The sequence below is a fragment of the Amycolatopsis sp. N2S4-7 genome (assembly GCF_058119595.1).
In genome coordinates this window covers 1,140,590-1,165,827 of sequence record NZ_CP172299.1, presented here as the reverse complement: position 1 = coordinate 1,165,827, position 25,238 = coordinate 1,140,590, and the positions used below count along the sequence as shown (strand labels likewise).

General features: G+C 72.6%; 26 protein-coding genes. 12 read left to right on the top strand and 14 right to left on the bottom strand.

The genetic code is table 11. The annotated features are described in order from the left end of the window. Positions 1 to 8 precede the first annotated feature (8 nt). A complete protein-coding gene (locus tag ACH54P_RS05370) occupies positions 9 to 1,226 on the top strand; it encodes a GNAT family N-acetyltransferase (protein ID WP_489911206.1) in 1,218 nt (405 codons plus the stop codon). Here ACH54P_RS05370 and ACH54P_RS05365 read toward each other — a convergent pair. Next, positions 1,223 to 2,167, bottom strand: a complete 945-nt coding sequence (locus tag ACH54P_RS05365) for a 5'-3' exonuclease (RefSeq protein ID WP_489911205.1) — start codon at positions 2,165 to 2,167, stop codon at positions 1,223 to 1,225. The two genes, ACH54P_RS05370 and ACH54P_RS05365, sit on opposite strands and share 4 nt — an antisense overlap. A gap of 151 nt (positions 2,168 to 2,318) precedes the next feature. Here ACH54P_RS05365 and ACH54P_RS05360 point away from each other — a divergent pair, with 151 nt between their 5' ends. Genes ACH54P_RS05360 through ACH54P_RS05345 form a run of 4 tightly spaced genes read left to right on the top strand, consistent with a single transcriptional unit; the run spans position 2,319 to position 4,470 of the window. After that, positions 2,319 to 3,461, top strand: a complete 1,143-nt coding sequence (locus tag ACH54P_RS05360; protein ID WP_489911204.1) for a M24 family metallopeptidase — start codon at positions 2,319 to 2,321, stop codon at positions 3,459 to 3,461. Next, the gene (locus ACH54P_RS05355) at positions 3,458 to 3,913 is read left to right on the top strand and encodes an Lrp/AsnC family transcriptional regulator (protein ID WP_043786019.1); all 456 of its coding nucleotides are present in this window, start codon (positions 3,458 to 3,460) and stop codon (positions 3,911 to 3,913) included. The genes ACH54P_RS05360 and ACH54P_RS05355 overlap by 4 nt, the downstream gene beginning before the upstream one ends. A gap of 46 nt (positions 3,914 to 3,959) precedes the next feature. Further along, positions 3,960 to 4,184 carry a hypothetical protein gene (locus ACH54P_RS05350; protein ID WP_489911203.1) on the top strand — a complete coding sequence of 75 codons (225 nt, stop codon included), beginning with the start codon at positions 3,960 to 3,962 and terminating at the stop codon, positions 4,182 to 4,184. After that, complete coding sequence (locus ACH54P_RS05345) at positions 4,171 to 4,470, top strand: hypothetical protein (protein ID WP_489911202.1); 300 nt, start codon at positions 4,171 to 4,173, stop codon at positions 4,468 to 4,470. Before ACH54P_RS05350 ends, ACH54P_RS05345 begins: the two co-directional genes overlap by 14 nt. Positions 4,471 to 4,704: 234 nt before the next feature. Here ACH54P_RS05345 and ACH54P_RS05340 read toward each other — a convergent pair whose 3' ends face one another. Beyond that, positions 4,705 to 5,784: a GDSL-type esterase/lipase family protein gene (locus tag ACH54P_RS05340; RefSeq protein WP_489911201.1), complete on the bottom strand. Its 1,080-nt coding sequence runs from the start codon at positions 5,782 to 5,784 to the stop codon at positions 4,705 to 4,707. Between the two features lie 58 nt (positions 5,785 to 5,842). Then, positions 5,843 to 6,745, bottom strand: coding sequence for a LysR family transcriptional regulator (locus ACH54P_RS05335; protein WP_489911200.1), 903 nt, complete (start codon positions 6,743 to 6,745; stop codon positions 5,843 to 5,845). A 96-nt stretch (positions 6,746 to 6,841) separates the two neighbouring features. Here ACH54P_RS05335 and ACH54P_RS05330 point away from each other — a divergent pair, with 96 nt between their 5' ends. Further along, on the top strand, positions 6,842 to 7,681 hold the full coding sequence (locus ACH54P_RS05330) for an oxidoreductase (RefSeq protein WP_489911199.1): 840 nt from the start codon (positions 6,842 to 6,844) through the stop codon (positions 7,679 to 7,681). Here ACH54P_RS05330 and ACH54P_RS05325 read toward each other — a convergent pair. The 4 genes from ACH54P_RS05325 to ACH54P_RS05310 all read right to left on the bottom strand — a co-directional run bounded on the left by ACH54P_RS05325 (position 7,678) and on the right by ACH54P_RS05310 (position 12,233). After that, positions 7,678 to 8,031 carry a VOC family protein gene (locus ACH54P_RS05325; protein ID WP_489911198.1) on the bottom strand — a complete coding sequence of 118 codons (354 nt, stop codon included), beginning with the start codon at positions 8,029 to 8,031 and terminating at the stop codon, positions 7,678 to 7,680. The genes ACH54P_RS05330 and ACH54P_RS05325 overlap by 4 nt on opposite strands. A gap of 269 nt (positions 8,032 to 8,300) precedes the next feature. Further along, the gene (locus ACH54P_RS05320; RefSeq protein WP_489911197.1) at positions 8,301 to 8,969 is read right to left on the bottom strand and encodes an ABC transporter ATP-binding protein; all 669 of its coding nucleotides are present in this window, start codon (positions 8,967 to 8,969) and stop codon (positions 8,301 to 8,303) included. Continuing rightward, positions 8,966 to 9,658 (bottom strand): ABC transporter ATP-binding protein, encoded by a 693-nt coding sequence (locus tag ACH54P_RS05315; protein ID WP_489911196.1) that lies wholly within the window; start codon positions 9,656 to 9,658, stop codon positions 8,966 to 8,968. Before ACH54P_RS05315 ends, ACH54P_RS05320 begins: the two co-directional genes overlap by 4 nt. Next, the gene (locus tag ACH54P_RS05310) at positions 9,651 to 12,233 is read right to left on the bottom strand and encodes an ABC transporter permease family protein (RefSeq protein ID WP_489911195.1); all 2,583 of its coding nucleotides are present in this window, start codon (positions 12,231 to 12,233) and stop codon (positions 9,651 to 9,653) included. The genes ACH54P_RS05315 and ACH54P_RS05310 overlap by 8 nt, the downstream gene beginning before the upstream one ends. A 287-nt stretch (positions 12,234 to 12,520) precedes the next feature. On the opposite strand from ACH54P_RS05310, the gene ACH54P_RS05305 reads away from it, so the two are divergent. Together ACH54P_RS05305 and ACH54P_RS05300 are read left to right on the top strand one after the other, a co-directional pair. Then, entirely contained in the window at positions 12,521 to 14,236 is a 1,716-nt protein-coding gene (locus ACH54P_RS05305; RefSeq protein WP_489911194.1) for a glycosyl hydrolase family 18 protein, read from the top strand. 102 nt (positions 14,237 to 14,338) lie between these two features. Continuing rightward, entirely contained in the window at positions 14,339 to 14,872 is a 534-nt protein-coding gene (locus ACH54P_RS05300; protein WP_489911193.1) for a carboxymuconolactone decarboxylase family protein, read from the top strand. Here ACH54P_RS05300 and ACH54P_RS05295 read toward each other — a convergent pair whose 3' ends face one another. The 5 genes from ACH54P_RS05295 to ACH54P_RS05275 form a co-directional block, all read right to left on the bottom strand. Further along, positions 14,873 to 15,835, bottom strand: coding sequence for a quinone oxidoreductase family protein (locus tag ACH54P_RS05295; protein ID WP_489911192.1), 963 nt, complete (start codon positions 15,833 to 15,835; stop codon positions 14,873 to 14,875). A gap of 6 nt (positions 15,836 to 15,841) precedes the next feature. Continuing rightward, a complete protein-coding gene (locus ACH54P_RS05290; protein WP_489911191.1) occupies positions 15,842 to 16,702 on the bottom strand; it encodes a dioxygenase family protein in 861 nt (286 codons plus the stop codon). Positions 16,703 to 16,713: 11 nt separating this feature from the next. Beyond that, positions 16,714 to 17,505: a citryl-CoA lyase gene (locus ACH54P_RS05285; protein ID WP_489911190.1), complete on the bottom strand. Its 792-nt coding sequence runs from the start codon at positions 17,503 to 17,505 to the stop codon at positions 16,714 to 16,716. Then, positions 17,498 to 18,655, bottom strand: a complete 1,158-nt coding sequence (locus ACH54P_RS05280; protein WP_489911189.1) for a CaiB/BaiF CoA transferase family protein — start codon at positions 18,653 to 18,655, stop codon at positions 17,498 to 17,500. The genes ACH54P_RS05285 and ACH54P_RS05280 overlap by 8 nt, the downstream gene beginning before the upstream one ends. Before the next feature lie 73 nt (positions 18,656 to 18,728). Then, positions 18,729 to 19,538 (bottom strand): IclR family transcriptional regulator domain-containing protein, encoded by an 810-nt coding sequence (locus ACH54P_RS05275; RefSeq protein ID WP_489911188.1) that lies wholly within the window; start codon positions 19,536 to 19,538, stop codon positions 18,729 to 18,731. A gap of 133 nt (positions 19,539 to 19,671) precedes the next feature. Here ACH54P_RS05275 and ACH54P_RS05270 point away from each other — a divergent pair, with 133 nt between their 5' ends. Further along, complete coding sequence (locus ACH54P_RS05270; protein ID WP_489911187.1) at positions 19,672 to 21,087, top strand: amidohydrolase family protein; 1,416 nt, start codon at positions 19,672 to 19,674, stop codon at positions 21,085 to 21,087. A gap of 13 nt (positions 21,088 to 21,100) precedes the next feature. After that, positions 21,101 to 21,604: a hypothetical protein gene (locus tag ACH54P_RS05265; RefSeq protein ID WP_489911186.1), complete on the top strand. Its 504-nt coding sequence runs from the start codon at positions 21,101 to 21,103 to the stop codon at positions 21,602 to 21,604. 38 nt (positions 21,605 to 21,642) lie between these two features. Here the strand turns inward: ACH54P_RS05265 and ACH54P_RS05260 are convergent, their stop codons facing one another. After that, the gene (locus ACH54P_RS05260) at positions 21,643 to 22,443 is read right to left on the bottom strand and encodes a hypothetical protein (RefSeq protein WP_489911185.1); all 801 of its coding nucleotides are present in this window, start codon (positions 22,441 to 22,443) and stop codon (positions 21,643 to 21,645) included. A 385-nt stretch (positions 22,444 to 22,828) separates the two neighbouring features. On the opposite strand from ACH54P_RS05260, the gene ACH54P_RS05255 reads away from it, so the two are divergent. Further along, positions 22,829 to 23,437 carry an NAD(P)-dependent oxidoreductase gene (locus tag ACH54P_RS05255; protein WP_489911184.1) on the top strand — a complete coding sequence of 203 codons (609 nt, stop codon included), beginning with the start codon at positions 22,829 to 22,831 and terminating at the stop codon, positions 23,435 to 23,437. Between the two features lie 63 nt (positions 23,438 to 23,500). On the opposite strand, the gene ACH54P_RS05250 is transcribed toward ACH54P_RS05255, so the two are convergent. Then, positions 23,501 to 24,400, bottom strand: coding sequence for a LysR family transcriptional regulator (locus tag ACH54P_RS05250; protein WP_489911183.1), 900 nt, complete (start codon positions 24,398 to 24,400; stop codon positions 23,501 to 23,503). 54 nt (positions 24,401 to 24,454) lie between these two features. On the opposite strand from ACH54P_RS05250, the gene ACH54P_RS05245 reads away from it, so the two are divergent. Beyond that, a complete protein-coding gene (locus ACH54P_RS05245) occupies positions 24,455 to 25,234 on the top strand; it encodes an inositol monophosphatase family protein (protein ID WP_489911182.1) in 780 nt (259 codons plus the stop codon). The last annotated feature ends 4 nt before the right edge of the window (positions 25,235 to 25,238 follow it).

Below are 25,238 nucleotides of genomic sequence, written 5' to 3'. Positions count from 1 at the left end.
TCGGCGGGATGACCGCTTTCGACGTCCGCCCCGTCACCGAGGCCGAGCGCCGCCCCACGTTCGACCTGCTGGGCCGGGCGCTGCACAGCAACCGCGTCAGCGACGAAACATGGGCCCGGATGGGGGACTCCTGGCCCGCGGCGCACAAGTTCGGCGCGTTCGACGGCGAGGCCCCGATCGGGATCGCCAGCTCCTTCGACACCGAGATCGCGGTGCCGGGCGGGCGGATCCTGCCGGTCGCGGCCGTCGACGGCGTCGGTGTCCGCGCGGACCGCACGCGGCGCGGGGTGCTCAGCGCGCTGATGGCGGCGCAGCTGGCGGACTTCGCCGCGCGCGGGCTGCCGATCGCCGTCCTGCACGCCAGCGAACCCACCATCTACGGCCGGTTCGGCTACGGCTCGGCCGCGCTCGGCAAGACGGTGTCGGTCACCCGCCCGGCCGCCCGGCTCCACGAGCGCGTCCCGGCCGGCGGCGACGTCCGGATGCTCACCCCCGAGGAGGCGGTGAAGGAGATTCCCGGTCTGTACCGGCGGATCGGGCTGCACCGGCCCGGGATGATCGCCCGGCCGGGCCTCTGGTGGCCGATCACGCACGACCGGCAGGTGGGCCCGGACGGCAGCCACGTCGTCGCCGTCCACAGTGGACCCGGCGGCGACGACGGCTTCGTCGTGTACGACACGGTCAGCCGCGGCTCCCTGGAGTCACCGGACGAAGGCGCGGTGCTGAAGGTGCGCGACCTGCACGCCGCCGATCCGGTGGCGCGGGCGGCGCTGTGGCGGTTCCTGCTGTCGGTCGACCTCGTCTCCGCCGTGCACGCCCGCCACCGCCCGGTCGACGAGCCGCTCGCCCCGATGCTGACCGACCACCGGCACGCCCGCACGCTCGAGGTCGAGGACGACCTGTGGCTGCGTCCGGTCGACGTCGCCGCCGCGCTCGCCGCCCGCACGTACCGCGCGGCCGACCCGGTGGTCCTCGCCGTGACCGACCGGAGGCTGCCGGCCAACACGGGGCACTACGAGGTCGGCCCGGACGGCGCCCACCGCACGGACGCCGCGGCGGACCTCGCCCTGGACGTCGACACCCTCGGCATGCTGTACCTGGGGGAGTGGAGCGCGGCGGCCCTGGCCCACACCGGCCGGATCGAGGTCCATGACCCGGCCGCGGCGGCGCGGGCCGACGAGCTGTTCACCACGGTCGCCGCTCCGTGGTGCGGCACGCTGTTCTAGGCGCCGGGCAGGGCCTTGAGGAGGCGCTCGACCGAGTTGCCCAGGTTCCACCGCTCGGCCAGCTCCTGCACCCGCTCCGGGTCGGCCGGGGCCGCGGGCACCGTGTCGGGACGGGCCTGCTCCACCGGCGCGTCCACCGCGACGCGGACCACCGTCGGCGCCACCGCGAGGTAGTCGGCCGCCTCGGCCAGGCGCAGGCGGGTCTTCAGCGGGACGCGGGAGTCGCCGGCCGAGGCCGCCGCCACCAGTTCCTCGAGGGAGCCGAACTGGGTGATCAGCTTCGCCGCCGTCTTCTCGCCGATCCCGGCGACGCCCGGCAGGCCGTCCGACGGGTCGCCGCGCATCATCGACATGTCCGCGTACGCCGGGCCGGCCGTGTCGCGGGGGAGGCCGTAGCGGTCGGCGATCTCGGCCGGGCCGAGGACCTCGGCCTTCGCCCAGCCCTTGCCGACGTAGATCACCGACGTGGGGGTCGGCTCGGTGCGCACCAGCTGGAACAGGTCCCGGTCACCGGTGATCACCTCGACCGGGTTGGTCTTCTCGCGGGTCGCCAGCGCGCCGATGACGTCGTCGGCCTCGTAGCCGGCCGCCTCCGCCGTGGCGAACCCGAACGCCTCGAGCAGGTCGAGGATGATCGGCACCTGCGGGGTGAGCGTGTCGGGCACTTCTTCGACGTCCGGGCCGCTGCCGGTCTCCTCGGCCACCCGGTGCGCCTTGTAGCTGGGCAGCAGGTCGGTGCGGAACTTCGGCCGCCAGTCCGCGTCGAGGCAGCACACCAGCCGGTCCGGGCGCCGGTCGGTGAGGATCCGCGCGATCGTGTCGGCGAACCCGCGCACGGCGTTGACCTGGGTCCCGTCGGCGGCGCGCATCGAGTCGGGCAGGGCGAAGAACGCACGGAAGTACAGGCTCGCGGAATCGAGCAAGGCAAGGGGTCCGGTCACCCGGACAGCCTGCCACGCCCGGGCCCCGGAGAGGGGCATGCCACGCGTCCGCCGCACGGAACGAGAGCACCGTGGGAGTTGCGGCCGCCGCCCGGCATGTCGCGGGCCCGGGCGAGTGGATCACCCGGCCCGCCCGGCTAGGCTCGGCCCCATGTCGCGCCGTTCCCTCCACACGCCCGCGCCCGCTGCCGCCGACCTGCGCGCCCGGCTGGACCGCGCCCGCGCTGCCGCGGCCGCCGCGAGCACCGACGCCCTGCTGATCGCGCCCGGCTCCGATCTGCGTTACCTGCTCGGCCAGGCCGGCGGTTCGTTCGAGCGGCTCACCACCCTCGTCGTCCCGGCCGACGGCACCCCCGCGCTGGTCGTGCCGAAGCTGGAGGCGCCCGGCTACGCCGACGTCCCCACCGACGAACTCGGCGTCGAGCTGCTCACCTGGGTCGACGGCGACGACCCGTACAAGCTCGTCGCGGGCCGGCTCGGCAAGCCCGGCCGCGTCGCGGTCAGCGACTTCACCCCGGCCCTGCACGTGCTGGCCCTGCGGGCGGCGCTCGGCGAGGCCGAACAGACCCTGGCCGGCCCGGTGGTCCGCGAGCTGCGGATGCGCAAGGACGGAGCCGAGATCGTGTCGCTGCGCGAGGCCGGCGCGGCGATCGACCGGGTGCACGCCCGCGTCCACGAATGGCTGCGGCCCGGCCGCACCGAGGCCGAGGTCGGCGCCGACATCGCCGCGGCCATCGTCGAGGAGGGCCACGTCCGGGCCGACTTCGTGATCGTCGGCTCCGGCCCGAACGGCGCCAGCCCGCACCACGACGTCTCCGACCGCGTCATCGAAAAGGGTGACGTCGTGGTCGTCGACATCGGCGGTCCGCTGCCCGCCGGCTACAACTCCGACTCCACCCGCACCTACGCGGTCGGCGAGCCGCGCGACGCCGACGTCGCCGAGACCTACGCGGTGCTCCAGCGCGCCCAGGCCGCCGCGGTCGCGGCCGTGGGCCCCGGCGCCACCGCCGAGCAGATCGACGCCGCCGCGCGCGACGTCATCACCGAGGCCGGGTTCGGTGAGTACTTCATCCACCGCACCGGCCACGGCATCGGCCTGGACGTGCACGAGGAGCCGTACATCATCGCGGGCAACGCGCTGCCGCTGGAGCCGGGCATGGCCTTCAGCGTCGAGCCGGGCATCTACCTGCCGGGCCGGTGGGGCGCCCGCATCGAGGACATCGTGATCGTCCGCGAAGACGGTGTCGAGTCGGTCAACAACCAGCCGCACGACCTCGTCGTGCTGGACGCATGACGACCGGCGGCCTGGAGCCCCTGGACCAGTCGATCGTCCAGGAGCTCGCGGCCGACGGGCGCCGCAGCTTCACCGACCTCGCCGAGCGCGTCGGGCTGTCGGTCTCGGCGGTGCACCAGCGGGTGCGCCGCCTCGAGCAGCGCGGGGTCATCCTCGGCTACACCGCGCGGCTCGACGGCGAGCAGATCGGGCTCCCGCTCACGGCCCTGATCTCGCTGACGCCCAACGACCCCGCGGCGCCGGACGACTACCCGCAGCGGATCCAGCACATCAAGGAGATCGAGTCGTGCTACTCGGTCGCCGGCGACGAGTCCTACATCCTGCTGGTGCGCGTCCAGTCGCCGCTGGCGCTGGAGGACCTGCTGCGCCGGATCCGGGAGGCGGCGAAGGTGTCGACCCGGACGACGGTGGTGCTCTCTACGCCGTTCGAGGGACGTTCGCCGACGTTCTGACCCCGGCGGCCCGCCCGGCGACCGGGGCACTGGTACGGTAAAAGGTATGGCAACACGTAAGGTGACTCTTTCGCTGGACAGTGGCGCCCTGGAATTCGCCGAACGCGCCGCGAAAGCACACGGGATCTCGGTCTCGTCCTGGCTGTCGAAGGCAGCCCGGCGCGAGGCGGTTCGCACGGGCTACACCCCGCAGAAGCCGGAACCGGCCACCGCGGAATCGGACGAGGCCGAGCGCACCGCGGCGGAGAAGGATCTGCGTGCGCAGGGGTGAAGTCTGGACGTACCACCCCCCGACCGATCCGGCCCGGCAGCGCACGGTCGTGCTGCTGTCCTCGGACGGGGTGAACGAGTCCGAGCGGCCCTGGCTGCTCGGCACCGAACTGCTCGAGCGCGACCCGCAGGACATCCTCGGCGTCGCGATCGACGCCCGCTACTGGGTGTCGACGCTCAACCTGACCCGCCTCTACCGGCCCTGGTTCGACGAACGCATCGCCGAGATCGACCAGGACGTCCAGGAGCGCATCGACATCGCCCTGCGCGCCGCCCTCGACCTCTGACGCCGTCCCGGTGGGGCAGGGGAGGGGCCTAGAGGGTTCGTAGCGCCTTCAGCGCGACAGCGGACCCTTTCCGCTTCCCAAGAGGCGACGACAGCCTGAGATCACCGACGATCCCCCAGCGATCTCAATGTGTATAACGGCCTATACGTTCGGCCAGGTTTCAAAAAACCATCGGCTTTCTACGGGCCCGTCCTGTCACTCCAAAGACCGCAAAAGACGCGGGAGACCCACAGGTCAGCGGGCCACGACCTCCGGGGCCGCGTGCAGTTTCCCGTCCGCGCCCGCGAGGCAGGACGCGTTGCCTTCCCGGCCCGCGATGAACTCGGTGAGGCAGTTCGCGATCGCGGCGTGCCCGGCGGCGTTGGGGTGGAAGGACTCCTGGAGTGCGTGACCGGCGCGTTCGGTTTGGCCGAGGTCGGCCAGCTGCAGCGTGAGCCGGGTGAACCACTCCGTCGCGGGGTTGGCGCCGCCGCTGCACGCTTCGTGCTTCACGCCCGCCTTGGCCAGGTCGAGGAACCGGGCGCCGGTCTGCTGTGCGGCGGCCTTCAGGCCGGACGACAGGACGCCGATGCCGGTCTGGGCGATCCAGCGCAGGTCTTCGACGCGGAACGGGCAGCCGTTGAGGCTGCGCAGGTCCTCGGGGACGTCCGGGCCGATCGGGGCGGCGTAGGACTGCAGGATCAGCTGGTAGTCGGCGGGGACGTAACCGGCTTGGGCCAGGACTTTCTTCACGTCGGAGACGGCGGCGGCGACCTTCGGCACCATGGCGTCCACTTTGGACTGCCAGCTCTGCTTGAGCGCGGTGCTGCACGGCGGGCCGCCGGCGTTGAACCAGGCTTTGAAGCAGTCGTTGACCTGGTTGGAGAACTTGGGTTCGTCGTTGGCGCCGACGGCGATCACGACGGCGGCGACCCGGTGGTCCTTGACCAGGGCGGCGAGCTGCTGGGCCTGGGAGGCTTCCGTCCACTGCTTGACGTCGCCGAGGGCGACCTGTTCGGCGGGGGCGCCGGAGCAGCCGAGGTTGACGTGGGCGGTGACGCCGGGGATCGAGATCTTCTCGACGAAGGCGTTGGGGGAGCGGTGGCACCAGTTGCCGCCTTGGCCGTTGGTGGCGGCGGTGTACTGTCCGGCGCCCTCGCCGGAGACGGTGCTGTCGCCCATCGCGACGACGGTGAGCGGGCCGGTGCCGGGTGGGCCTTGGCGGGGTTGGGGCCGGCCGGGTTGGCTTTCGGAGCCGAAGAAGACGAAGAAGCCGGCCAGCAGGGCCACGCAGGCGAGGACCAAGGCCCCCCAGTACCACCGAAGACGTCGCATCGCCGTCGATTCTACGGACGGGTGGTCGGGCACCGTGCGTGACCGGTCGGCTGGGGAGTCAGCCCGCTTGGGTGAGGTCGGTGGTCGCGGCGAGGTCGGCGGCGACGGCCGCGATCACGGGCCGGGTGGGGTTGTCGTTGGTGGGGTGCCAGACGAGTTCGGTGCGGGCGAGGTCGCCTTCGAGGGGGACGAACGCGACGCCGGTGCGGCGGAGGCTGTGGGAGGAGCGGGTCAGCCGGGTCACGCCGACGCCGGCGGCGACGAGGCCCAGGAGTCCTTGGACGGTGGCGGCTCGCTGCACCACGTGCGGGGTGAAGCCGGCGGCGGCGAAGTCGTCGTCGTAGCTGCGGTGCCAGGGTTCCCAGCTGCTGCGCGGGGTGAGCACCCAGGGTTCGCCGGCGAGATCCGCCAGGGTGAGCGAGGTGCGGGCGGCCAGGGGGTGGTCGGCCGGGAGGACGGCGCAGACCTCTTCGGTCAGCAGCGTCCGCGATGCGAGGCCGGGGACCAGCGGGGGCCGGGTGAAGGCGAGGTCGAACCGGTCTTCGCGCAGGCCGTCGACGAGTTCGGCGATCGACGCTTCGGCCGTCGTCACGGTGAGGCCGGGGAACCGTTCGCGGACCGCGCGGACCACGGGTGGCAGCAGGTAGTTCGCTGTCGTGGTGAGGAACGCGAGGCGCGCGCGGCCGATTTCGCCGCGCACGGCGCGGCCGAGGGTGGTGACGGCTTCGTCGGCGCGGGCGAGCACCGCGCGGGCTTCCGGGAGGAACAGTTCTCCGACGGCGGTGAGGCGGGCGCCGCGGGCGTCGCGGTCGAACAGGCGCGCGCCGAGGCCGCGTTCGAGTGCGGTGATCTGCTGGGACAGGGATTGCTGGGCGATGTGGAGGCCTGCGGCGGCGCGGGTGAGGCTGGTTTCGTCGGCGACGGCGACGAAGTAGCGGAGCTGCCGCAACTCGGGGGTCACAGGCTCTGACTGTAGCTCCGGCAGGACATCGGTGTTGGCGGCGCGGTGGTGATCGTCCCCAGGATGGGGGAGGAAACCACTGGGAGGAAAGCGAAGATGACGAACACGGACGGCCGCGTGTGGCTGATCACCGGCTGCTCGGCGGGGTTCGGCCGGGAGATCGCGCTGGCCGCGTTGGCCGCGGGTGACCGGGTGGTGGCGACCGCGCGGCGGCCGGAGACGCTGGCGGAGCTGCTGGAGCGGGGCGGGGGCCGGGTCCGGACGGCGGCGCTGGACGTGACCGACGCGGGGCAGGTCGATGCGGCGGTGAAGACGGCGCTCGAGGCGTTCGGCCGGATCGACGTCGTGGTCAACAACGCGGGCAACGGTTCGGTCGGCGCGGTGGAGGAGCTGACCATGGCGGAGTTGCGCGCGCTGATGGAGGTGATGTTCTTCGGTGCGGTCGCGGTGACGAAGGCGGTGCTGCCGCACTTGCGGGTGCAGGGGAGCGGCACGGTGGTGCAGATCAGTTCGATGGGCGGGCAGGTGTCGATGCCGGGGTTCGGTGCGTACTGCGCGGCGAAGTACGCGTTGGAGGGGTTGTCGGAGGCGTTGGCGGCGGAGGTCGCGCCGTTCGGGGTGCGGGTGCTGATCGTCGAGCCGGGGGCGTTCCGCACGGAGTTCGGTGGTGGCCGGATGCACCGCTCGCGGACGATCGACGCCTATGCCGTGTCGACGTCGGGTACGCGTGAGGCGGTGGAGAACATGGACGGCACGCAGCCCGGTGATCCGGCCAAGGCGGCGGCGGCGATCGTGCGGGCGGTGGGGAGCGACGACGCTCCGCTGCACCTCGCGCTGGGCGCGGACGCGGTGGAGGCGATCCGGGCCCAGCACGAGTCCCTGGCCGCCGAGCTGGCCGCTTGGGAGGAGGTCAGCCGTTCGACGGCGCTGGATTAGGCCTGGGGGTCCTGGAGCAGGCCGAGGATGTTGCCGTCCGCGTCGGTGAAGGTCGCGACGAGGCGGCCGTTGCCGACGTCCTTCGGCTGGTCCTTGACGGTCGCGCCGGCGGCGGTGACTTCGGCGAGTTTCGCCTCGATGTCGGTGACGTGCCAGTAGGTCACGGGGCCGGTCATGCCCTGCTGGGCGCCGTTGGGCACGAGGCCGATGTGCTGGCCTTCGACGTCGTAGCCGACGTAGTAGGGCGCGTCGGCCTGCGGGGCGGTGCCGAGCAGGGCCGTGTAGACGGCTTTGGCGGCGGCCAGGTCGGTGACGGGGTGCAGGACGGTCTTGATCCCCTGGGTGCTCATCGTCGGTGCTCCTGAAAGTCGTGGGTGCGGTACGGCGATGACGCTATTCGCGGCCTGGTGACCTGTGCTTCTCGATTCCTGACCGGTTAGGTGCGGTTGCCTTCCCGTGGCGGCCGAGGGCTTCGATGTCGCGTGCGCATCCCTGTTTTCCGGGCACCGCGGCATGCTGTGCCCGGAAAACCGGAGACGATCCAGTCGAGGTCGCCGACGGCGTCGTCTTTGACGATCACCGGTCGAGGATCTTGTCCCAACCGCTTCCAGGCCGCGCCCTAGTCGAGCAGGGCGGTGAGGATGCCGTCGAGGAGGCGGACGCGGCGGTCGGCGATGCGGTGGACCTCGTCGTCGTGGGTGGCGACGATCACCGCGGCGCCTTCTTCGGCGCAGCGGCGCAGGAGGCCCAGGACGCGGGGCGTGCTGCCCGCGTCGAGGTGGGCGGTGGGTTCGTCGGTGAGCAGGACGCGGGGCCGGCCGGCGACGGCGCGGGCGAGGGCGACCCGCTGTTGCTGCCCGAAGGAGACTTCGAGGGGGTAGCGGTCGCCGAGGTCGCCGATGCCGAGTTCGTCGAGCAGTTCGGTGACGCGGGCGTGGATCGCGGCGGGTGCGGGGCGGGGGACGTCCGAGCGCAGCCGCAGGGGGAGGGCGACGTTCTCGGCGATGGTGAGCTCGTTGGCCAGTCCGAGGGCTTGGGGCAGGACGGCGCAGGTGTGCCACGAGGGGGCGCCGCTGATCGGGACGCCGTCGAGGAGCACGCTGCCGGAGTCGGGGGAGTCGAACCCGCACAGGAGGGCGAGCAGGGCGCTTTTGCCGGAGCCGGAGCGGCCGGAGACGGTGACGAGTTCGCCGGCGCCGACGCGCAGTTCGAGGCCGCGCAGGACTTCGATGTCGCCGCTGGGGTGGGCGAAGCTGCGGCGCAGGCCGACGGCTTCCACGAGGGTCATGGCAGCGGTTCCCGTTCTTCGATGCCGTGGAGGGCGCCCTTGTGCAGCCGGGCGACGCGGGCGCCGAGGTCGATGAGGCGTTCGTCGTGGGAGGCGACCAGCACGGCGAAGTCCTGGTCGACGAGGTAGCGCAGGGTGTCGAGCACGAGGTCGGCGGAGGCTTCGTCGAGCTGGGAGGTGGGTTCGTCGGCGAGGATGACGGTCGAGCGGGCGGCGAGCACGCAGCCGAAGGCCAGGCGTTGCTGCTGTCCGCCCGAGAGGGCGGAGATCTTCCAGCCGCCGGTGCCGTGGAGGCCGAGCTGGCCGAGGATGTCTTCGGGGTTGCAGTCGGTTCCGGCGGCTTCGGCGGCGGCGCGGAGGTTTTCGGCGACGGTGAGGTAGCCGAGCAGGTTGTCGGACGGGTTCTGGAAGACGAGGCCGAGGTGGTGGCGGCGCAGGGCGCGGCGTTCGCGGTGCTTGAGCTTGCGGACGTCGGCGCCCTGGAAGGTGAGGGTGCCGCGCGCGGGTGGTTCGAACAGGCCGAGGACGCGCAGGAGGGTGGATTTCCCGGAGCCGGACGGTCCGGCGAACACGGTCATGCCGCGGGCGGGGACGTCGATGCTGACGTCGTCGACGCCGGTGACGACGCCGGCGGGTGTCTGGTAGTCGACGCCGATGCCGCGGAGGGAGAAGATCGGTTTGTCAGGCACGGATCAGCTCCGCGGTCCGGGCGGTGCGCACGGAGCGCACCGCGATCCAGCCGGCCAGGCCCACCACGAGCACGCCGATGGCCAGCACGGTCAGCACGAAGGGCAGGGGGTCGGGTAGTTCGGAGCGTGGGGCGAGGAACGTCGCCGGGTCGAAGCGGGGCACGGACAGGCCGGCCACGGAGATCCCGCAGGCCACGCCGACGACGATCGCCAGGCCGCTGAGCGCGCCGAGTTCCATCAGGTGGCTGGCCAGCAGGGTTCGTGGCCGCATGCCCATCCGGAGCACGAGGGCGCCGGCGAGGGCGTTCTGCCGTCGCCGGACTTCGACCGCGACGAGCAGGGTGAGGATGGCGACGATGCCGAGTACGGCGCCGAGGAGGGCGACGAACGAGAACGTCCACGACACGACGAAGAACGGGAGGCCGTCGAGCGCGGTTTCGCGGCTGACCCGGTTGGGGATGAACACGCCGGCGGCGCGCAGTGCGGTGGTCGCGTCGGCCATCGGGGCCGTCGTCAGGACGCTCCACTTGGGGACGCTGTCGAGCTGGGCGTGGCTGAGGACGGTGCGGGAGACGACGTAGCCGGGGGAGGTGCCGATCATCGGGAACACCGGCAGGTCGCCGGCGACGACGGCGTGGGGTAGTCCGTCGGGGAGTTCTTCGGTCTGTTTGGCGGTGTGCCCGACGCGGATCACCGGGGTGCCGCGGGGGTCGGGCTGGGAGATCTTCCGCAGCAGGTTGTCGAGGTCGCCGGTCGGGATGCGGTCGACGGCGGCGCCGGCGGTGAAGGTGGCGGGGTCGACCACGAGGACGACGCTGCCGGTGCCGGTCAGCTCTCCGACGACGGTGCTGGTGCCGGCCAGGGAGGCGGGCATCGCGACCTGGCCCATGCCGATCGGGCTGTCGGTGTCGAGGCGGGCGTTGCTGCCGACGAAGATCGCCGACTTCGTTTCGAGCGCCTCTTCCTGGCCGCGGGCGATGCCGATGCCGGTGGCGAGGGTGCCGATCGCGAGGGTGCCGATGACGAGCACGCCGGTGACCGGGGCGCGGGCGCCGGCGAGCCGCCGGATCGCCAGCTGCAGTGCCGGGCGCGACCAGAACCGGGCCCGGTGCGATGCGTGGAGGGCGAGCCACGCCAGCCGCGCGGTGAGCAGGCCGACGGTGAGGATGACGAACACGGGGTAGGTGAGGGCGAGGGGGTCGACCTGCGGTAATGGATTTCCGAGCCGGGACTCCGTGCCGTAGCGGGCCAGGCGGGTCCAGCCGAGCCAGGCCATGCCCGCGGTCGCCAGCTCCCAGGGGAAGTAGGCCAGCAGGCGGGCGCGGTTGCCCTTGCGGCGGATCCGGCCGAGTTCGAACTCGCGGTGGGCGCGGACGGCGACGACGAGGGCCAGCAGGGTCAGGGACACCCCGAGGGTGCCCGCCGCGACGGTGGCGGCGCGCAGTTCGGCGGCCGGGTCGGGGGTGCCGGGTGGGCCGTAGACGCCGAGCAGCACCCGGGCGGCGGCCGCGCCGGCGGCGCCGCCGAGCAGGATCGGCAGGCCGAGTTCGGCGACGGCGAGCCCGCCGAGGGCGCCGGGGCCGCTGCCGCGGGCGGAGAGCAGCCGCAGCTGCGCGTGCCGCCGCTGGTACCACTGCAGGGCGACGGTGCCGAGGCCGGCGCAGCCGACGAGGACGCTGATCAGCGCGAGCGGCAGGATGGAGATGAACACGTTGTCCTGGGCCTGGCGGGCGATCTGCACCGAGCGCTGGAACGTCGGGACGTCGGCGGCGACCAGGGAGCCGAGGCCCTGGGCGGTCAGGTCGGCGCGGACGTCGGCGACGAGGTCGCGGGAGCGCTGCAGCAGGTCTTCCGCCGCGCTCAGGGTGGTCGGTGCCGGCTCGTAGAACGAGACGTGGAAGTACTGCATCGTCGGCAGGCCGAGCGCCTTGATGGTGTCGTCGAAGGTCTTGCGGTCGGTGGCGAAGACGATGGAGTCGATCGGGTCGTCGACGAGCCGGTCGACCACGGCCCCGGACTGCTGGGAGCACCACCACCGCGGCGGCGGGTCGAGCAGGTCGCGGTAGATGCCGGTGACCGGCGGCAGCGCGACACCCTGGATGCTCGGCTTCGCCCCGACGCCGATGTGCTCGGCGTCGGCCACGACGTTGCCCAGCCACAGTCCCGGCGCGCGCGTGCCCTGCTGCAGCGTCAGGTTGTCGAGGCCGGCTTGGTCGCGGTAGCCGAGGCGGATCTTGTAGTGCGGGTCGCCGTTGAACTGGGTGCCGATGAGCACGTTCGTGAACTGGCCGACGACGGGCGCGCCGAACCCGTGGGCGGCGGCGTGCCGCTGGATCGCGCCGGTCACGGCGGGGATGTCTTTCACGGGCATGTTGCCCTTGCCGAACATCGGGCCGTAGCTGTCGGGGCAGGTGATCCCCGTCTGGTAGGTCACGGCCGCGCCGCCGGCGGCGGAGGCCTGCAGGACGGCGGCCGTGCCGAGGAAGCAGGCCAGCAACGAGGTCACGGCCGCGACGATCAGGGTCAGCGGGCTGGAGAGGGCGGCCTTCGGGGCCGCTCGCCACGGCTTGGTCACTCTGCGTTGTCCAATCTTCCCCCGCATCACCCGCATGGACGCGCACGCTACCGTCAGACCCCAGGAGTTGGAACGTTTTTGTTCCGATCGTTGCTCACCGCGCGTGGTCGCTCCCCGCGAACGTAGCACGAGCAACGCCTACCGCCGTCCGGCCGGTTTAGTGGTCTAGACCTTGACGCCCGGATTGGTCTGATCCAATGCTGAAAGCGTTCTCGCCGCGCACCGCCGCGGCACGGTTCCCCGCCGGCACTGGAGCGCAGATGCGTCGACGCAGACCTTTCGCCCGAATGTCCGTTTTCCTGGCCCTGACCGCGGTCTCGGCCGGTTCGCTGGTCGCCGCGGCCGGCACTGCCCAGGCCGCCACGCCGCTGCCCCCGCACGTCTTCGCCCCCTACTTCGAAGCCTGGACCGGCGAGAGCCCGGCCGCGCTGGCGCAGCAGTCGGGCGCCAAGCACCTGACGATGGCCTTCGTCCAGGCCGCCACCAAGGGCTCCTGCACCGTGTACTGGAACGGCGACACCGGGATGCCGATCTCGAACGCCACCTTCGGCGCCGACATCGCCACCATCCGCTCCCGCGGCGGGGACGTCATCCCGTCCTTCGGCGGCTACACCGCCGACAACACCGGCACCGAAATCGCCGACAGCTGCACCAGCGTGGACTCCATCGCCGCCGCCTACGAGTCGGTGATCACCACCTACGACGTCCCCCGCCTCGACATGGACATCGAGGACAACTCGCTCACCAACTCCGCCGGGATCGACCGCCGCAACAAGGCCATCAAGAAGGTCCAGGACTGGGCCGCCGCCTCCGGGCGCCCGCTGCAGATCTCCTACACCCTGCCCACGACCACCCGCGGCCTCGCCGACAGCGGCCTGAACGTGCTGCGCAACGCCGTCTCCAACGGCGCCCGCGTCGACGTCGTCAACCTCATGACCTTCGACTACTACGACAACGCCGCCCACCAGATGGCCACCGACACCCAGACCGCCGCCACCGGTCTGGTCTCCCAGCTCGGCGCCCTCTACCCGGGCAAGACCCAGGCACAGCTGTGGGCCATGGTCGGGGTCACCGAGATGATCGGCGTCGACGACTTCGGCCCGGCCGAGACCTTCACGACCGCCGACGCCGCCACCGTCTACAACTGGGCCGTCTCGAAGGGCATCAACGAAATCTCGTTCTGGGCCCTGCAACGCGACAACGGTGGCTGCCCCGGCGGCGCCGCCGCGGACAACTGCTCCGGCATCGCCCAGGACACGTGGTTCTTCAGCCACGCCTTCGAGCCCTTCACCGGCGGCACCTCCGTACCCGGCAACGACTTCTCCCTCGCCGCGAACCCGGCCTCGGCCGCGGTCGACCCGGGCGGCTCGGCCACCGCGACCATCGGCACCGCCGTGACGTCCGGCTCCGCGCAGCAGGTGACGTTGTCGGTCACCGGCGCACCCGCCGGCGTCACCGCGTCCGTCAGCCCCGGCTCGGTGACCGCCGGCGGCAGCGCGACACTCTCGGTCGCCACCACGACCGCGGCCGTCCCCGGCGTCTACCCGCTGACCGTCACCGGCACCGCGACGGCCGCGAGCCACAGCGCCACCTTCACCCTCACCGTCAAGGGCACCCCGCCCGCGGGTGGCGTCGTCAACGGCGGCTTCGAGTCCGGCGCGCTGAGCCCGTGGAGCGCCGCGGGTGACGCGATCGTGGCCACCCCGGCCCATTCCGGGACCCACGCGCTGCAGGTGGTGCCCACCGCCTCGGCCACCGGGGAAGCCGCCCAGAACGTCACGCTCGCGCCGAACCACGCCTACACCCTCAAGGCGTGGGTGCAGGGCAGCTACGCCTACGTCGGCGTCCGGGGCGGGGCGAGCGCGAGCACCTGGACCTCCAGCAGCGGCTGGACCCAGCTGTCGGTGCCGTTCACGACCGGGGCGTCCGGCGCGGTGACGGTGTACGTCCACGGCTGGTACGGCCAAAGTGCCGTCTACGCCGACGACTTCAGCGTCGGCTGAGGCTTTCGGCGGCGGCCCGGTTGGGCAAGACGGAGGTAGGCCGGGCCGCCGCGGGCCGAAAGACTGCACGGGACGATCTTCCGCCCCCGCGAGGAGGAACCGATGCCGCACATCCCGCTCGACCCGCAGCTGCCGGGGATCCGGTCGCTGATGGCCTTCCGGCCGGAGACCGCGGTCCCGCTCAACGCACTGGCGCAGACCCTCCTGCGCGGGCCCAGCACCCTCACCGTCGGCGAGCGCGAGCTGATCGCGGCGGTCGTGTCGAACGGCAACGAATGCCGCTTCTGCACCGGCAGCCACGCCGCCGCGGCCGCCGAGACCATCGAGGGCGGCCGGGCCGTCGTCGACGCGGCGTGCGCCGGGATCGACGACGCGCCGGTGTCGGAGAAGCTCAAGGCCCTGCTGCGGATCGCGCTGGCGGTCCGCGAAACCGGCCGCGCGGTCACCGACGAGCTCGTGGCGGCGGCCCGCGCGGAAGGGGCGACCGACGTCGAACTGCACGACACCGTGCTGATCGCGGCGGCGTTCTGCATGTACAACCGCTACGTCGACGGCCTGGCCACCGTCGCCCCGGAGGACCCGGCGGCCTACGAGCAGATGGGGAAGGTCCTGGCCGCCGAGGGCTACGGCCGCTGATCAGGGCACGAGCACGATCCGGCCCGGCCGCGTCCAGGCCGCACCCGCGTCGGGCAGGGGCACGCGCTCGAAGTCGACGGTGAGCGCGCCGGCCACCGCGTGCCCCACCACCGTCAGGAGCGCTTCGCGCCGCCGGACGGCGTCGAGTTCGTTGTTCGTGTACCCGAGGATGTGCAGCGACCGGCTGCGCAGGACGGCCGAGGGGACCGGGCACTCGTCGCCGCCCGCGCTGCCGAGGTTGACCAGCCGGCCGCCCGGGCGCAGGGTGCGCAGCGCCGCGGCGGCCGGGATCCCCCACACGGGGTCGATGACGAGGTCCACCGGCCGGCCCGCGGCCTCGCCGAGCCGCGAAGCCAGCCGCTCGACGTCGTCGCCTTCTTCGAGCCGCACGACGCTGTCCGCGCCGAGCCGCCGTGCCCGCTCCAGTGCGGCCGCCGACCGCGCGCACGCGACGACGTGCCCGGCCCCGGCCACGCGCGCCAGCTGCACCGCCGACTGGCCGACCACCCCGCCGGCGCCGAGCACCAGCACGGTCTCACCCGGCGCGAGCCCGCCCTTCGCGGTCAGGCACATCCACGCCGCGACCGCCGACAGCCCGAGCGCGGCGACGAGCGCGTGGTCGGCGCCGGGCGGCAGGACGACCAGGTCGGTGGCCGCGACCACGGCGTGCTCGGCCATGCTGCCGTCGCCGTCGCGCATGCCCGCGGCCGTGGCGAACCAGACCGGCGTCCCCGCCGGGTGCGACGGCGACGGGCGGGTCAGGACGCCGACACCCTGCACCCCGGGCACGTACGGCGTCGACGGAACGCCGAAGTAGGACGTCCCGGACGCGCAGAGCAGGTCGAGCGGGGTGATCGGCGCCGCCGTGACCCGCACCGCGACCTCGCCCGGACCGGGCTCGGGTTCAGGCCGGCCGGCCACCACCGGGGGCTGCCCGGCGACCCGGATCTCCGCCGCGCGCACCGCGGGTCACACGGGCTGGAGGACGAAGTCGTACCGGGCCTCGAGCCACGGCTCGGCCGACTCGCCGCCGTCCGGCGTCGGCCCGGGCTCGCGGGGCTCGAAGGCGACGACCAGTTCCTGCTTGGTGCCGAACACGACGTCGCTGTCCAGGTACTGCGCGCCCTCCTGGAACAGGTGCGTGATCAGCGGCTCGTAGCCGGCGGCGTTGATCAGGAAGTGCACGTGGGCGGGGCGGAAGTGGCTGATGTCGGTCGCGCCGACGAGCTCGCCGACCGGACCGTCCATCGGGATCGAATACCCCTTGGGTGCGATGGTGCGCAGGCAGTACGACCCGTCCGCGCGGGTGGTGTACTTCGCGCGCAGCCGCGCCTCGTCGATGCCCGGGATCTGCGACTCGTACGCGCCTTCCTCGTCGGCCTGCCAGACGTCGAGGATCGCGCCGCCGACTCCGGCGCCGTCGAGGCCGCGGACCGAGCCGGTGATGTAGAGCGGTGTGCCGGGCAGCCCGTCGGACATGTCGCCGCCGAAGTCCTGCTCGGGCGAGCCCTCGATGTGGAACGGGCCGAGCACCGTGGCGGGGGTGGCCTTCGCGTCGAAGGCGTGGTTCATCTGGACCACGAGCATGCTCAGGCCGAGCACGTCGGAGGCCAGGATGAACTCTTCGCGCTTTTCGTCGCTGATCCGGCCGGTCTCGGTGAGCCACCGCATCGCGGCCATCCACTCGGTCTCGCTCAGCCGCACTTCGCGGGCGAAGGCGTGCAGGTGGCGCACGAGGGCGGTCATGAGCTCCGCGGTCCGCGGGTCGTGGGCGCTCGCCCAGCGCTGCGCGGCGAGCTCGGTGATGTTGTCCTCGGTGACGAGCTGCATCGGCGTTCCTCTCAGGCTTCCGGGTCCGGGGCGACCGACCGGTTGTTCAGGTCGACCGACAGGAAGATGTCGTTCGCGACGGGGTGGCGCAGCTCCTCGGCGAGCTGGCCGATCAGCCCGGCGGTCCGGGCCAGCAGCGCGAACCCGCGCAGCAGTTCCAGGGGCAGCCCGAGGTCGGCGAGCGCGGCGCCGCAGACGCCCGCGCCGTTGAGCGGCAGCGTCTTCCCCAGCACCCGCGGGTGCACCCGGCCGATCGCGGCGAACAGCTCCAGGTGCGGGCCGCGCAGCCCCTCTTCGGCGGCGATCGCGAACAGCCGCGGGGTGCGCGGGTCGCCGTCCTTGTGCACGTGGTGCCCGAGCCCGGGGACGAACTTCCTCTCCGCGCGACGGGCCTGGACCGTCTTCAGCGCGAGCGCGTCCCAGCCTTCCTCGTCCACCGGCAGCTCGGCCTCGGCGAGCACGGCGTGCAGGAACCGGCCGCAGTCTTCGGTGACGCCGAGGAACCGCGACCCGCCGCCCAGCAGCCCGGCGGCGAGCGCGCCCTGGATCGAGTCGGGCGCGGACAGGTAGGTCAGCCGGGTGACGATCGCGGTCGGGGTGAACCCGTGGTCGGCCAGCGCGGCCAGCACCGCCTCGAACACCCGGGTTTCGCCCGGGCTCGGCCGGCGCTGCGTGGCCAGCCAGAACGCCAGCGCGCCGAACCCGACCGTGCCCATCACGTCCTCGGCGAGGTCGTGGCCGAGCAGCGTGATCTTGTCCTTTGTGGACGCGCCGAGCGCGGTTTCGTACACGGGCTCAGGCATGTCCGTCCTCCGTCAGCCACGCGCGCAGCTCGCTGCCGTGTTCGTCGAGTTCGGGCGGCGGGAGCCGGTAGGCGGCCGGGGTCGCGGAGAACCGGATGGGGTGGCGGGTGGTGGGGACGGCGCGTTCGCCGTGGCCGACCTCGACGATCGGGTCGAGCCCGAACCGTTCGGCCATCGCGAAGCCGCCGTCGATGGTGTTGATCGGCCCGCACGGCACGCCGACCTTCGTCAGGGCGTCGAACCAGTCCACCGCGCCGCGTTTCGCGAGCCGCTCCACCAGCAGCGGCCGCAGTTCCTCCCGGTTCTCCGTGCGGTCGGCGTTGCGGGCGAACCGCGGGTCGTCCGGCACGTCCGGCAGGTCGAGGACCTCGCACAACCGCCGGAACTGCCCGTCGTTGGCCGCGGCGACGATCAGGTCGTGGTCGGCGGTCGGCAGCGGCTCGTACGGGAAGACACTCGGGTGGGCGTTGCCCATCCGGTACGGCACGACGCCACCGGCGGCGTAGGCCGAACTGTGGTTGACCAGTCCGGTCAGCGCCGAGGACAGCAGGTTCACCTCGACGTGCTGGCCTTCGCCCGTCGCGTCCCGGTGGCGCAGCGCGGCGAGGATGCCGATGACGGCGTGGTTGCCCGCCATCACGTCGAACACCGAGATCCCGGCCCGGTACGGCGGGCCGTCCGGGTCACCGGTCAGGCTCATCAGCCCCGAGATCGCCTGCACCATCAGGTCGTAGCCGGGCACGTGCGCGCCCTCGCCGGAACCGAAACCGCTGATGGAGGCGTAGACGGCGCCGGGGTTCGCCGTCTTGACGCTGGCGTAGTCCAGGCCGTACTTGGCCAGGCCGCCGGGCTTGAAGTTCTCGATCACCACGTCCGCGCGGGCGGCCAGCTCGCGCGCGACCACGGCGTCGGCCTCGTCGCGCAGGTCGAGGGCGATGGACCGCTTCCCGCGGTTGACGCCGAGGTAGTACGTGGAGACGTCCCCCCGCACCGGCGGCATCCACGTGCGGGTCTCGTCGCCCTGCGGGCCCTCGACCTTGACGACGTCGGCGCCCAGGTCGGCGAGCAGCATCGTGGCGTACGGGCCGGCGAGCACCCGGGAGAAGTCCGCGACCAGCAGCCCGGACAGCGGGCCGGCGGGTGAGTTCACGCAATTCCTCGCCTTCTGTCCGTCAGGCGGACGAGTGTCCGCTCGGCCAGTCTGCGTCAGCGCTGCCCCCCGGTCAAGACACGGCGGGGACGGTGACGTGCGGGACGTCGTCCAGCCGGGCGAAGTCGGCGCTGATGTCGCCGGCGGTCTGCAGCAGCAGCGGCAGGTGGTGGTCCAGGAGCCGCTCGACCGACGTCTCCGCCGCGTGGCAGTTGACGTTGACGCCCGCGATCACCCGGCCCGAGCCGTCGCGCAGCGGGGCGGCCACCGACCGGATCCCCAGCGCCAGCTGCTCGTCGGTGAGCGCCCAGCCCCGCGCCCGGACCTCCCGCAGCTCGGCGTCGCGCTCGGCCCGTCCGGGCTGCCACCGCGCGACCAGTCCCGAGCGCGTCGGCTGGGCCAGCACCGCCTCCAGCTCGTCCGGGGGCAGGGCCGCGAGCTGCACCTTGCCCAGCGACGTCGGCAGGGCCGGGAACCGCGTGCCGATCTGCACGGTCAGCCCGACGATCTTCGGCACCGCCACCCGGGCGACGTAGACGATGTCGGAGCCGTCGAGCTGGGCGATCGAGCACGACTCGTTCGTGCGCGCGACCAGCCGTTCCAGGTGCGGCCGGGCGATGTCCCACAGGCCCATCGAATGCACGTACGCGACGCCGAGGTCGAGCACCCGCGGGGTCAGCGAGTAGTCACGCCCGTCGGAGCGGACGTAGCCGAGCTCCTCCAGGGTGAGCAGGATCCGCCGGGCGGTCGGCCGGGCCAGCCCGGCGGCGGTGGCCACCTCGGCGAGCGTCATCGCCTGCCGGCCGGGCCGGAACACCGTGATCACCTCGAGGCCGCGCGCCAGCGCCTCGATGAAGTCGGGACCGGTTCCCTCGCGTGGCATGCGCGACCTCCTCCTGCAGTGGTCCTCACGGCAGCGTAGTGGCGGGAGTTGACACCGGCGCGGCACTGGACGAAAGTGACGGCACCCACCTGATGTCCGCCTGGCGGACGAGTGTACGCAAACGGAGGCCTGCATGTCCGGATCGATCGTCTTGCGGGGTGGCACGGTACTGACCATCGACGACGCCGGCCGGGTCCTGCCCGGCACGGACGTCCTGGTCACCGACGACCGGATCGCCGCCATCGGAACCGCCCTGGACGTCCCCGCGGGCACGGTGGAGATCGACGCGACCGGCGGGATCGTCATGCCGGGGATGATCGACACCCACCGCCACCTGTGGCAGACCGCCATGCGCGGGTACGGCGCCGACTGGACGCTCACCCAGTACTTCGTCTGGTACTACCTCGAGTGGGGCAAGGTGTTCCGGCCCGAGGACATCCACGCGGGCAACCTGCTCGGCGCGCTGGAGGCCCTCGAAGCCGGCGTCACGACCACAGTGGACTGGTCGCACGGCCTGCAGACGACTCAGCACGCCGACGCGGCGGCCGACGCGCTCGAATCCGTGCCCGGCCGGTTCGTCCTGGCCTACGGCAACATCCAGGACTCCCCGGCGACCTGGACCGGCACGCCCGCGTTCCGCGACTTCGTCTCCCGGCGCGCGGGCGGTGAGCTCGGCTTCCAGCTCGCCTTCGACGTCACCGGCGACCCGGCCTTCCCGGAGAAACCGGCGTTCGAGGTGGCCCGCGAGCTCGGCCTGCCGGTGACCACGCACGCCGGCGTGTGGGGCGCCACCGGCGACGACAGCATCCGGCTGATGCACGACCACGGGTTCATGACGCCGGAGACGATCTACGTGCACGGCGCGTCCCTGTCGGCGGACTCCTACCACCGGATCGCCGCCACCGGCGGTTCCGTGTCCGTGTCGACCGAGAGCGAGCAGAGCGCCGGCCAGGGCTACCCGCCCACCTGGGCGCTGCGCAAGTACGGCATCCCGGTGTCGCTGTCGATGGACACGTCGGTCTGGTGGAGCGGCGACCTGTTCTCGGCGATGCGCGCGACGCTGGGCGCGGACCGGTCCCGCGAGCACCTGGAGGCGCACGCCAAGGGCGAGACGGTGACGCACGCGGCGCTGCGGGCGGAGCAGGTGGTGGAGTGGGCCACCCGCGGCGGCGCCCACGCGCTCGGCCGCGCCGACCTGGGCAGCCTCGAGGTCGGCAAGAAGGCGGACGTGGTGCTGCTGAAGAACGACGACTCGCCCGTGTCGTTCCCGCTGCTGAACCCGTACGGCCACGTGGCGTTCCAGGCCCAGCGCGGCGACGTCCACACGGTGCTCGTCAACGGCCGGATCGTGAAGCGCGACGGCCGGCTGGTGGGCGTCGACCTGCCCGCGGTCCGGCGGCGGATCGAAGAGACCGTGGAATACCTGCGCTCGCAGCTGGGCGAGGAGGCGTGGCGGCAGGGGATGAACCCGGACGTCCCGGAGACGAAGATCCTGGACAACCCGTACACGTACACCGACTACCAGAGCGACGCCACCCACGGCGGCTGATACTTTCCGGGGCGTGAGCCAGGTCTTCGTCCAGCCGTCCTACGGCACTACCGAGGCTCGCCGGTACGGCACCGGCACGCTGGACAGGACCGTCCCGTTCCGGGAGGCCGGGTACGCCGATCTGCTGGCTCCCGAGGACCTGGCCCGGCTCGACGCCCTGCACCCGGGCGGCCGGGCGCGGTTCTGGGGAGCCACCGAGAAGCACGACAAGCGGATGGCGACCGTCACGACCGGCGACGTCGTGCTGCTCACCGGCCGGAAACACGTCCGGGCCACCGCGGAGGTGGGGCACAGCTTCCGCAACCCCGCGTTCGCGCGGCGCCTCTGGAACCCCGGCCCGGGCAAGTGCGTGTGGAGCAACGTCTACAGCCTGCGGCGCTACCGGCCCGTCGAGGTGCCGTACGAGGCGATCTGGGCGTTGCCCGGCTTCACGGTGGGGGACAATTTCATGGGGCTGCGGTTCCTGGACGAGGCCAAGTCCGCCGCGGTGCTGGACCTGCTGCGGGCGAACCGCTGAACGGGCCGGGTCCGCTTGCGCGGACCCGGCCCGTGGGTTCAGCTGTGGTCGTACTCGTGAACGTAGCCGTAGTCGTCGTCGTTGTCGTAGTAGTCGGAATCGCTGTCGTAGTCCACGTCGTGGTCGACGTAGTGGTGGCCGTCGGTGGAGTCGGCCACCGCGGACACCGAGTGCGTGGACGCGCCGTCTTCACCCGCGGCGGTGTACCAGGAGTGGTAGGCGGCGTGGTCCGGGACGGCGGCCGAGTGGACGCCGTCGGAGGACGCACCGTACGGACCGGCCGTCAGGTGCTCGGCCTCGTAGGTGGCGTAGTGCTCACCGGCGTGGCTGGCGATGTGCGACGAGGTGGCACCGTCGATGTCGGCCGTGACCGACTCGTTCACGTAGGCGGCGTCGTGGTCGGCGGGGTCCTCGGGCGCGGGGTCGGGGTGGTGCGCGACCGGGTGCGACTCGTGGACCACCACCGGCACGTCGGCGTCGTCGTGACCGACCCAGCCGTGGTCACCGTCGTGGTCCCAGTGGTCCGCGTCGTCGTCCCAGTCGTCGTCCCAGTCGTTCCAGTCGTCGTCGACGCCCGACTCGGCGTGGTGGGTCACGGCGGCCCCGCCGATCCCGGCCACGGCGGTGTCCGTCGACGACCAGTGGTGACCCCAGTAGGTGCCACCTTCGTCGGTGTCGGTCGTGCCCGCGCCACCGATGCCGGCCCAGCTCGCGGAGCTTTCGGCACTCCACGAGTCGTGCGGCCAGTCGAGCGGGTGGGCGTTCGCGGGCACGGTGACGGCGAGGGAAAGCGGCAGCGCGAATGCGCCGGCGACAGCCAGTCGTCGCAATGTGGACATGATTTCTCGGGGTTCCTTTCTGAGCTGCGACCTCCGGCGAATTCGGGGAACCGGACGTCGGGGCAGAACATCTGTCCGGATAGGACGTTACCGTGATCATGATCGCGTTGACCTGGGCTGATACCCGATCGGTGCGTGTTACCCGCCGAGCGGAGGACAACTGCCGGGCGCGGTCGAACAAGTCTAGGGCGCCCGCCGGAACGCCCCGGGAATGAGCGCGGCTAAATCACTCGCTCAGGTAGTTCCCCGTTTATCCCCGCATTCCCGGTTTTGGCGAGAGACCTGAACGCGGTTCGGAATGGCTCCTGCGGATTGCGTCTGGGTAACGTGCTGCTTGACGAACTTGCACTTGATGTTAAGTGAGGCCGTCCCTAGCGTGGTCGGCATGAACCTCACCGTCCTCGCGGCGTCCGGCCGGACCGGGCTCGCGCTCACCGGGCAGGCGCTCCGCCGCGGTCACACCGTCACCGCGATCGCCCGCGACCCCGGGCGCATCACCCTGCCCGACGCGCCCGGCCTGCTCAAGGTGGCGGCCGACGTGGACGACCCGGCGAGCGTCGCCGCGGCCGTCGACGCCGATTCCGTCGTCCTGTCCGGCCTCGGCACGGACCGGGCCGGGGTCCTGCTCGCCGGCGCCAAGGCCCTGGTCGCGGCCGCCCCGCGGCGGATCATCTGGCTCGGCGCGTACGGGACGGGGGAGTCCGCCGAGGCGGCGGGCGAAGCGGCCGACGTGCTGGTGAAGCTGCTGGGCGACCGGCTGGGCGACAAGGTCTCGGCCGACAACACGATCCTCGCGGCCGGCGGCACGGTCTTCCACGCCGGGCTGCTCACGGACGGACCGGAGAGTCCCGATCGGCGCACGGTCGGACTGGAGGAGGCGCCGCCGTTCGACCTCGGCGCGAAGGTCAGCCGGGAGACCGTCGCCGCCGCGATGCTCGATGAGGCCGAGGCGCCGAGGTTTCCCGGCGCGGTGGCCTTGCCGCTGACCGGTTAGCTGCCGGTCGCCTTGCTGGGGGAGGCGCCCGGCTTCCCCAGCGGTCCCCCCCACGCTTACCGGCTAGCCGCCGGTCACCTCGCCGAAGGAAGCCCGCACCTGCTCCCGGAGCCAGGCGTGAGCCGGGTCAGTGTCGTAGCGCTGGTGCCACGTGCAGCAGACCTCCGCCGGCGGGGACGGTGCCGGCAGCGGCCGGGTGATCAACCCGAACGCCTCGATCAGCGGGCGGCCGAGGATCTCCGTGCAGGTCACCAGCGCGTCGCCGCGGGCGGCGGTCTGCAGGGCCGTCGAGAGGGTCGCCACCGACGCGACCACCCGGCGGTGCAGCCCCTCGGCGGCCAGCACTTCGTCGATCGGTGCGGTGAGCCTGCCGCGCCGGGACACCAGCACGTGCGGCTGCGCCGCGTACGCGCGCAGGTCGAGGTGACCGGCGCACGGGTGACCGGGACGCATCGCCACGACGAGCCGGTCGTGCCCGAGTGACTCGGACCGGAACTCCGGCAAGTTCGCCCGGCCACCACCGAGCTCCAGGTCGACGCGGCCGTGCCGCAGGTCGTCCGTGTCGGCCGAGTGCTCGGCCAGCACCCGCACCTGCACCCCGGGAGCCTGCTCCCGGAGTCGTCCGATCAGCACGGGGACGACGGACGCGGCGAGCGCGTCGTGGCACTGGATCGTGAACGTGCGGTCCAGCTCGGCCAGGTCCAGCTGCCGGGCCGGGGTGAGCACCTCGCGAGCCTGCCGGACCAGCCGGTGCACCTCCTCCCGGACCGCCAGCGCATACGGCGTCGGCACCATCGAGTGGCCCGTGCGCACCAGGATGTCGTCGCCGGTCACGGCGCGGAGCCGGCCGAGCGTGCGGCTGACCGCGGGCGACGACAGGTGCAGCCGTTCCGCCGCACCCATCACGCTGCCCTCCTCGAGCAGGGCGTCGAGGACCGTGAGCAGATTCAGATCCACTTGCATGCCGGTAAACCCTACCCCAAAACGAATGCACCGAAGTCAACTCAGGAGAACTCGATGACGCCGGACCTGCTCGCCGCCACGACCACCGCCGTCCGCCTCGCCGGCGCCCGGCTGCTGCGGCGCTACTCGACCGAAGCCCGCCAGCCCGGGCTCGCCGAGCTCCTCACCGCCCTCCACGACAACGACGCCACCGTCGTCGACACGCTGCGGCCCGCCCTGACCGAGCTCCGGCCGGACGCGAACTGGCTCAACGACGAACACGGCTCGGGCCCGCTGGCCGCGGGCGAGTGGTGGCTCATCGATCCGGTCGGCGGCAACGTCAACGCCGTGCACGGCATGACCGACTGGAACATCGGCGTGAGCCTCGTCCGCGACGGCCGCCCGGTGCTGGCGGTGCTCTACTTCCCGCTGTTCGACGAGATGTTCACCGCCACCGAGGGCGGTGGGGCGTTCCTCAACGGCATACGGCTTCGCGTCTCCGGCAAGACGTCCCTGGACGGCGCATTGGCCGGCACCGGCCAGGCCCAGCCCGGCCGCGACGCCGACCTCTTCGAGCGGATGGGCGCCACCTTCGCCGCGATGTCGAAGGAAGCCCTCTACGTGCGGATCTCCGTGCCGGTGACCCACCAGCTCGCCCAGGTCGCGGCGGGCCGCATGGACCTGCACTGGCAGCTCGACAACGTCCGCGCGCACGCGGCAGGCGTCCTGCTGGTCCAGGAAGCCGGCGGCGTCGTCACCGACCTCGACGGCAACCCGTGGACCCCGGCCGCCAAGAGCTACCTCGCCGCCGCACCGGGTGTGCACGCCGCGGCGCTGCAGATCCTGGCTTCCTGAGGGG

Bases quoted from the DNA above. Each gene is read 5' to 3' on its own strand.
- ACH54P_RS05340 (WP_489911201.1), bottom strand. From the start codon at position 5,784: ATGCGACGTCTTCGGTGGTACTGGGGGGCCTTGGTCCTCGCCTGCGTG.
- ACH54P_RS05325 (WP_489911198.1), bottom strand. From the start codon at position 8,031: ATGAGCACCCAGGGGATCAAGACCGTCCTGCACCCCGTCACCGACCTG.
- ACH54P_RS05320 (WP_489911197.1), bottom strand. From the start codon at position 8,969: ATGACCCTCGTGGAAGCCGTCGGCCTGCGCCGCAGCTTCGCCCACCCC.
- ACH54P_RS05250 (WP_489911183.1), bottom strand. From the start codon at position 24,400: ATGCAAGTGGATCTGAATCTGCTCACGGTCCTCGACGCCCTGCTCGAG.
- ACH54P_RS05260 (WP_489911185.1), bottom strand. From the start codon at position 22,443: ATGTCCACATTGCGACGACTGGCTGTCGCCGGCGCATTCGCGCTGCCG.
- ACH54P_RS05300 (WP_489911193.1), top strand. From the start codon at position 14,339: ATGCCGCACATCCCGCTCGACCCGCAGCTGCCGGGGATCCGGTCGCTG.
- ACH54P_RS05255 (WP_489911184.1), top strand. From the start codon at position 22,829: ATGAACCTCACCGTCCTCGCGGCGTCCGGCCGGACCGGGCTCGCGCTC.
- ACH54P_RS05355 (WP_043786019.1), top strand. From the start codon at position 3,458: ATGACGACCGGCGGCCTGGAGCCCCTGGACCAGTCGATCGTCCAGGAG.
- ACH54P_RS05370 (WP_489911206.1), top strand. From the start codon at position 9: ATGACCGCTTTCGACGTCCGCCCCGTCACCGAGGCCGAGCGCCGCCCC.
- ACH54P_RS05285 (WP_489911190.1), bottom strand. From the start codon at position 17,505: ATGCCTGAGCCCGTGTACGAAACCGCGCTCGGCGCGTCCACAAAGGAC.
- ACH54P_RS05330 (WP_489911199.1), top strand. From the start codon at position 6,842: ATGACGAACACGGACGGCCGCGTGTGGCTGATCACCGGCTGCTCGGCG.
- ACH54P_RS05275 (WP_489911188.1), bottom strand. From the start codon at position 19,538: ATGCCACGCGAGGGAACCGGTCCCGACTTCATCGAGGCGCTGGCGCGC.
- ACH54P_RS05350 (WP_489911203.1), top strand. From the start codon at position 3,960: ATGGCAACACGTAAGGTGACTCTTTCGCTGGACAGTGGCGCCCTGGAA.
- ACH54P_RS05360 (WP_489911204.1), top strand. From the start codon at position 2,319: ATGTCGCGCCGTTCCCTCCACACGCCCGCGCCCGCTGCCGCCGACCTG.
- ACH54P_RS05290 (WP_489911191.1), bottom strand. From the start codon at position 16,702: ATGCAGCTCGTCACCGAGGACAACATCACCGAGCTCGCCGCGCAGCGC.
- ACH54P_RS05270 (WP_489911187.1), top strand. From the start codon at position 19,672: ATGTCCGGATCGATCGTCTTGCGGGGTGGCACGGTACTGACCATCGAC.
- ACH54P_RS05305 (WP_489911194.1), top strand. From the start codon at position 12,521: ATGTCCGTTTTCCTGGCCCTGACCGCGGTCTCGGCCGGTTCGCTGGTC.
- ACH54P_RS05245 (WP_489911182.1), top strand. From the start codon at position 24,455: ATGACGCCGGACCTGCTCGCCGCCACGACCACCGCCGTCCGCCTCGCC.